Genomic DNA, 6,106 nt, shown 5'->3' with positions numbered 1-6,106 from the left:
ACTCACCGGCTGCGGGCGGACGGTGAGGATCTGCTCGGCCCGTCCCACCGGTCCCCGCTCGTCGTGCAGGACGGTGCTGGTGACGCCGTGACCGGCCGGGCCGAAGCTGACGCCGGTGTCCAGGCCGGTCCAGCGGCCCTCGGGGCAGCGGTGGAAGTGGATGGTCAGATCGGTGTTGGGGAACATCCACTCCGTGGGGTCCTGGCGGGCGGCGATGCCGTTGGCGGTGTCCACCAGGGCGACGAAGGAGGCGTGCGGGCCGCAGGGCTCCCCGGCGACCAGCTGGGCCCGGCTCGCGATCCAGGCGGCGGCCCGGCCCGGGGCGGTCGCCCGGTGGCGGACGTCGATCGAGGAGATGTAGCCGCCGCCCCAGAGCCCGCTCATCTCCCAGGGCTCGAACTCCTCGGGCGCGGGCAGCCGCGGGTCGTGGGTGCCCGCGACGGCGGTGGTGTCGAGTTCGGCGAGGAACCAGGCGCGGGCCCGGACCACGGCGCGCTCCCCGATCACCACGGTGGCCTCGACCAGCTCGATGGTGCGCCCGGGCCGGACGGTCTCCACCGTGACCTCGAACTCCTCCAGGGCGATCAGGCCGAGTATGTCGAAGCTGATCCGGGCCAGCGCCAGTCCGACGCCGGGGTGGCCGGCCGTTCCGTTGCCGGCGTGACCGCGGTCGGCGCGGTACTGGTCGATGGCGTGGACGATCAGGCCGCCGAGCGGGCTGAAGTGCTGCTCGTCGGGGTGCCAGGCGCCCTGGGCCTGGGCGGTGGGCTTGTAGCGGTTCTCGCCGGTGCGCTGGTAGTAGCTCTGGTCGTAGCTGTCGGGCGCGGCGGTGGGGGTGGTCACGTGCGCTTCTCCTCGGGCGGATCACTGGGCGCCGGGCGGGCGCCGCCGGGGTACGACGGCGCCCGACCTCGGCGTTCAGGATCGTAAGGGGCCGAACCGCTTGCCGGGCGTGACGGTGACGCATCCCACAGGGCGTCCCGCACCCCATGCCGCACACGGCGGCCGGCCCCCGCTCCGGCGGAGCGTCAGTGCGCGGCGAGCGGGTAGTGGTCGGAGAGGTCGGTGTAGGTGTAGCTCTTGCCCCAACTGCTCACCGTCCAGGGCGCGCTGTGCACCCGGACCACCTGGTTGGTGTACTGCTGCGGGCGGGCGTGGTCGGCGCGGTAGAGGACGTAGTCGAGGTCCTCCTTGGGCTCGCCCGGGTACCGGTAGGCGGCGACGGAGTTGTCGACGGTGTCGAAGGAGTACGGCCAGCCGGTGCGGGCGGAGGCCGGGGCGAGGTTGCCGTTGGTCAGCAGCGCCTGGTACTCGGACCCGTGCGAGTCGATGTTGAGGTCGCCCGCGAGGACGATCGGCTCGTCGGCCGGGATCCGCTTGGCGTCCAGGAAGGCGCGCATCGCGGTGAGCTGCTTGGCCCGGATGCCGGCGGCCTGGCCGCTGGAGCAGCCCGAGTCGGTGGACTGCAGGTGGGTGCCGACCACGTGGGTGCGGCGGCCGTCGACGTCCAGCACGGCGTAGACGAAGCCCTTGTTCGACCAGTAGTCGGAGCCGCAGGCGTCCTTGTAGACGTACTGCTCCTTGTGCAGGATCGGCCACTTGCTGAGCAGGGTGACCCCGCCGTCCTCAGGGGTGGTGGAGCTGTAGCTGCCGGAGGTGGCGTCCCAGCCGGCGGTCGAGCGGCCGACCACCGGGGTGTGGTACGGGTACGCGGCCGAGGCCTTGGCGGTCAGCGCGTCGGAGGCCGCGTTGTCGAAGGCCTCCTCCAGGACGACCACGTCGTGGCCCTGGAAGAAGTCCGCCGAGGCGATCGCCTGCGCCCGGTACTGCTGGCCCCAGTTGGGGTAGAGCGAGGTGCTCATCAGGAACACGTTGTAGGTGAGCACGTCGAGCGGGGGCGCACTCTCTGTCGAGGAGGGGGCCGGCGCGGTCTCGGCCGAGGCGGGGGCCGTGCCGAGGGTGGCGATCACGGTGGCGGCGGCGCCGGCGGCGAGGGCACGGCGGACGGACGACAGCGGCATCTGGGCTCCGTGGAAGGTGTCGTGGAAGGTGTCGTGGACCCGTCGGGTCGAGGGATGTTGTGTATCCAACTTGCCCGTCGGCACGACCCGCAAGACTTCCGGCGAGCATTCGGTGAACTCGTCGGTAACTCCGGACCGGACGGAGACCGGCACCCGCCCTTCCGGACGTCAGGACCTGCGGTCACACTGTCGCAGGCACGGAAGACACCGAACGGGGGCCCCATGGCAGGCGGGAAGAAGCGGAAGCGGCCACTCGCCGAAGGGATGGCCAAGCCCCCGAAGCGGGTGCGCAGACGACCCGCGCCACCGCCGTCACCCCGGACGGTCCGCCGCGCGGCGTGGCTGGTCGGGTCCGTCCCGGTGCTGATGGTCGGCCTGCTGGCGGTCGCCACCAACCCGGACTACCAGGTCCTCTGCATGATCCCCGCCTTCCTGGCGCTCTCGGCCGGGATCATCGGCATGGGGCTCATCCGGCCCAAGGGCTGGGTGATCCTGCTCGCCGTGCTGTTCGGGGTACTGCTCATGGTCCTTCCGACGACGAGCATCCGCGCGCAGCTCATGGCCCACCGCGCGGTGGAGACCGAGGTGGTGATCACCGACGCCCACAAGGCCAAGGACAGGAGCGGCCGGGTCAGTTGGACCTGCGACATCCGCCGCACCGACGGGCAGCCGCTGCCGCACGGCCAGGTCGGCGGCTTCGGCTGCTCGGGCCGGTCCGACATCGGCGACACCATGAACGTGCTGGTCGACCCGGCGGGTTGGGCCCCGCCCGTCTCGACGGAGGAGGACCTCGACTTCCTCGGCACCGGCGTGTACGTCACCGCCGTGCTCGCCGCCCTGTGGGGCCTGCTCACCCTGGCCGCCACGCGCCGCACCCTGCGGGAGACCGCCGCGGCCGGGGGTGCGCGGGGCCGCAAGGCGTGAGCCGTACCCCCCTCGCCCGCCCCCGGGGGCGCAGGCGTAATGTGCGCCGTGTGAACGAACTGATCTTCCGGGGGAAAGACCTGTTCCGGCCCTCGTGGTCGAATCTCGGGCCGCTGGTCATCGTGCTGGTGCTCCAGCTGGCCATCGGCAGCACGCATCTCGGTGCCATGGGCACCTTCTGGCTGGTCCTCGGGACCCTGGTGCTGGCAGGCGGGTCCTTCGCGCTCAGCTGGCGCTGCTGGAGCCGCGTCGACGCCCAGGGCGTCACCATCTGCTGGGGCCTCGGGCGCGGCCGGACCTACCCGTGGCCGGAGATCCGGTGGGTCGACGTGCGGGAGACCAAGGGCAACGGCACGGCCTCGTCCTCCGCGCGGATCTTCCTCGCCGGCGGGCGGCGCCGTTCGCTGCCGGGCCTGCAGACCAGCTCGATCTACCCGGCCGCCGAGTTCGACGTCAACTTCCAGCGGCTGGTGAACTGGTGGGAGTACAGCACGCACCCGACCTGGCGGATCCGGCCGGCCAAGCAGTTCCGGGACCGGCTGACGCCCACCGTGGTGGGCCTGCTCCTCGCACTCGTCATCGTCGCGGCGGTGGTCCTCGTGGTGGGCCTGCAGTCGTCGTAAGTCGCGGCAACGGAACGGCCCCGGCTCCCTCGTGGGAGCCGGGGCTGACGTGCGTTCAGCCTCCCGCGGGCCGGGTCACCGCTGCGACGGGTAGCCCGGCTGCCCGCCGTAGGGCGCCTGCGGTGCCGCCGGGTAGGGCTGCTGCGGCGGGTACGGCTGGCCCTGCGGCGCCGGGTAGGCCTGCTGGGACGGGTACGGCTGCGGCGGGTAGGGCTGCGCCTGCGGTGCCGCCGGGTACGGCTGCTGGGGCGGGTACGGCTGGCCCTGCGGTGCCGCCGGGTAGGCCTGCTGCGGCGGGTAGGGCTGGGCCGGCGGCGCGGGGTAGGCCTGCTGCTGGGGGTAGCCGGCCTGCTGCTGCGGGAACGGCTGGCCCTGCGGCCCCGGGTAGCCCGTGTCCTTCGGCGCGAGCTCGAAGGGCTGCGAGCCCGGGTCGATCGAGCCGGGCGGGAAGACCGTGCTCAACTGGTCCAGCTCGGCCCGCCAGTAGCGGTGGACGTTCAGCCGGGTCGGCTTGGCGCTGTCGGGCAGCTGCAGGTACATCGAGCTCCAGATCGAGGCCCGCTTGACCCGGCTGACCGGGAAGGCGTGCCGCGGGAAGACCGCGACGACCTCGCCGGGGCGGTTGGTCCAGCGGCTGGCCGTGTTGACCACGACGGAGCTGTTGGTGAGCGTCAGGAAGTAGAACCGACGGGTCAGTGCGACGATCAGGCCGAGCAGCGGGATCTCGTCGAAGACCGCGTTGAGCCACGGGCTGGGTCCGGTCTCCACGTGCACGCACGCGATGAAGGCGTCCCCCGGCGGTGCCACCTGGGAGAGCTTCTCGATGACCTGGGCCTTCTGCTTCGCCCGGCGTATTGCCATGCTTCCGGTACCTCTTACCCGTCATGTCCGCCGACCTTGCCCGGCGGGAAATCGGCTGAGGCTAGCAGCCGGTGGTGTGGGCCTGAACACCCCTTCTTGGCAAAGGTTCCGCCATGGTTCACCATGGCTCGCCGTCGTGCGGGACGGGTCCGCCGGACGGTGCGCGGAGGCCGTCGGACGGATCCGGCCATTGCGGACCATTCCAGCCACATCGCTTAAAGCCTGCCCCAAATAATGGTGCGACGCCTTGCTGATAATGTGATCACATGTGTATGCACTGTGGCGCTTGAGGCCACAGGGGAGAGAAAGGCCCGGTCGACCGATCGGGCCCAGTCACACAGGAGTTGCACCATCAACACCGCCATCCGCAAGGCCGCTCGCGGTGCGATGCCCGTCGCCGTCACCGCATCCGTCCTCGCCACCGCTCTCGCCGCCTGCGGCACCGTCGAGCAGCTCAACGCCGCCCAGAAGGTGTCCAAGGCCTTCGGCAAGGTCGGTGACGGCAAGTCGGCCGGCTTCAAGCTCTCCATCGACGCCACCCCCGAGCAGATCGTCGCCTTCGCCAAGGCCACCGGGGAGAAGGGCGCCGACGACGGGCTGGACGAGAAGAGCGCCAAGGCGATGTCCGGGCTCTCGCTCGCCGTCGCCGTCTCCGCGGACAAGCCGCTCAAGGAGATCGAGGCCTTCAAGAACGCCAAGGGCTCGACCGCGAACAACGACCTGACGCTCGACAAGTCGGTGCGCGTCTCCTACGTGGTCGCCGACCGCAACGGCGCCCCGCTGCTGGAGTACCGCCAGGTCGACGCCAAGGGCTACCTGCACGTCGACGCCAAGGGCGTCGTCAAGCTGACCGGCGAGGACCCGTCCGAGGTGGACGCCGTCACCAAGGACCTGCCGCCGGAGATGGCCGCGGTCAAGGACGTGCTGGCCGGCAAGTGGGTCGAGCTCGACCTCCAGGCGCTCGCCGACGAGGCGAAGAAGAACGACGGCAAGAAGGCAAGCCCGAGCGCCGCGCCCACCGCCGACCCGGAGGCCGCCAAGCAGCTCCTCAACTCGCTCAAGGACGTGCTCGGCCGCACCGTCACGTACGAGGACAAGGGCAAGAAGGACGGCACCGAGCACATCTGGATGAGCGCCCCGGCCCGCCAGTTGGTGGACGAGCTGTTCAAGGCCGTCAAGCCGGTCGCGGACAAGTTCCCGCAGCAGTTCAAGAAGTTCCCGAGCAAGGCCCCGAGCGACGTGCCGGACCGCAAGGTCGGCGTGGACCTCTACCTGAAGGACGGCGCCTTCTCCTCGGCCACCTTCGACCTCGCCCAGCTGGCGGACAAGATCGAGCCGGGCGTCAACTTCCCGGTGAAGCTGGCCTTCGACAAGTCGGCCCCGAACGTCCAGGCCCCGGCCGACGCGACCAAGCTGACCTCCGAGGACCTGATGAAGGCGGTGCTCGGCTTCGCCGCCGGTCCGGGTGCCGGGGCGGGCGCCGGCGCTCGCCCCGGCGCCGCGGGCGGTCCGCTCACCCCCGCCGCGCCGCTGACCGCCGCGCAGCTCAAGGAGCTCGCCGCGCTCGGCGTCCCGGAGACCCAGGCCCGCTCGTTCAACTCCCTCGGCATGACCTTCGAGGACATCAAGGAGATCGCGCAGGAGGGCTGATCCCTCCCCCCGCTCCCCTGTTCAGCC

The 6,106-nt window shown here is 71.4% G+C and carries 6 protein-coding genes; 3 read left to right on the top strand and 3 right to left on the bottom strand.

Features of this window, described 5'->3' with window-relative positions; translation table 11 throughout:
- On the bottom strand, positions 1-843 hold an 843-nt coding region (locus IE332_RS37500; protein WP_189925620.1), incomplete at its 3' end, for a thioesterase family protein.
- A gap of 185 nt (positions 844-1,028) precedes the next feature.
- Entirely contained in the window at positions 1,029-2,021 is a 993-nt protein-coding gene (sph, locus tag IE332_RS37495) for a sphingomyelin phosphodiesterase (RefSeq protein WP_189925618.1), read from the bottom strand.
- Between the two features lie 222 nt (positions 2,022-2,243).
- On the opposite strand from sph, the gene IE332_RS37490 reads away from it, so the two are divergent.
- A complete protein-coding gene (locus IE332_RS37490) occupies positions 2,244-2,945 on the top strand; it encodes a DUF3592 domain-containing protein (RefSeq protein WP_189925616.1) in 702 nt (233 codons plus the stop codon).
- A gap of 50 nt (positions 2,946-2,995) precedes the next feature.
- Positions 2,996-3,568, top strand: coding sequence for a PH domain-containing protein (locus IE332_RS37485; RefSeq protein ID WP_189925614.1), 573 nt, complete (start codon positions 2,996-2,998; stop codon positions 3,566-3,568).
- 75 nt (positions 3,569-3,643) lie between these two features.
- Here the strand turns inward: IE332_RS37485 and IE332_RS37480 are convergent, their stop codons facing one another.
- Positions 3,644-4,429, bottom strand: a complete 786-nt coding sequence (locus tag IE332_RS37480; RefSeq protein ID WP_189925612.1) for a hypothetical protein — start codon at positions 4,427-4,429, stop codon at positions 3,644-3,646.
- A 387-nt stretch (positions 4,430-4,816) separates the two neighbouring features.
- On the opposite strand from IE332_RS37480, the gene IE332_RS37475 reads away from it, so the two are divergent.
- Positions 4,817-6,079 (top strand): hypothetical protein, encoded by a 1,263-nt coding sequence (locus IE332_RS37475; protein WP_189925610.1) that lies wholly within the window; start codon positions 4,817-4,819, stop codon positions 6,077-6,079.
- Positions 6,080-6,106: the final 27 nt, after the last annotated feature.

The sequence above is a fragment of the Kitasatospora xanthocidica genome (genome assembly GCF_014656195.1).
In the GTDB taxonomy this organism is placed as follows: Bacteria; Actinomycetota; Actinomycetes; order Streptomycetales; family Streptomycetaceae; genus Kitasatospora; species Kitasatospora xanthocidica.
Note: the sequence above shows the minus strand (reverse complement) of the source record. Positions and strands in the feature narration are given on the sequence as shown.

Bases quoted from the DNA above. Each gene is read 5' to 3' on its own strand.
- sph (WP_189925618.1), bottom strand. From the start codon at position 2,021: ATGCCGCTGTCGTCCGTCCGCCGTGCCCTCGCCGCCGGCGCCGCCGCC.
- IE332_RS37490 (WP_189925616.1), top strand. From the start codon at position 2,244: ATGGCAGGCGGGAAGAAGCGGAAGCGGCCACTCGCCGAAGGGATGGCC.
- IE332_RS37480 (WP_189925612.1), bottom strand. From the start codon at position 4,429: ATGGCAATACGCCGGGCGAAGCAGAAGGCCCAGGTCATCGAGAAGCTC.
- IE332_RS37475 (WP_189925610.1), top strand. From the start codon at position 4,817: ATGCCCGTCGCCGTCACCGCATCCGTCCTCGCCACCGCTCTCGCCGCC.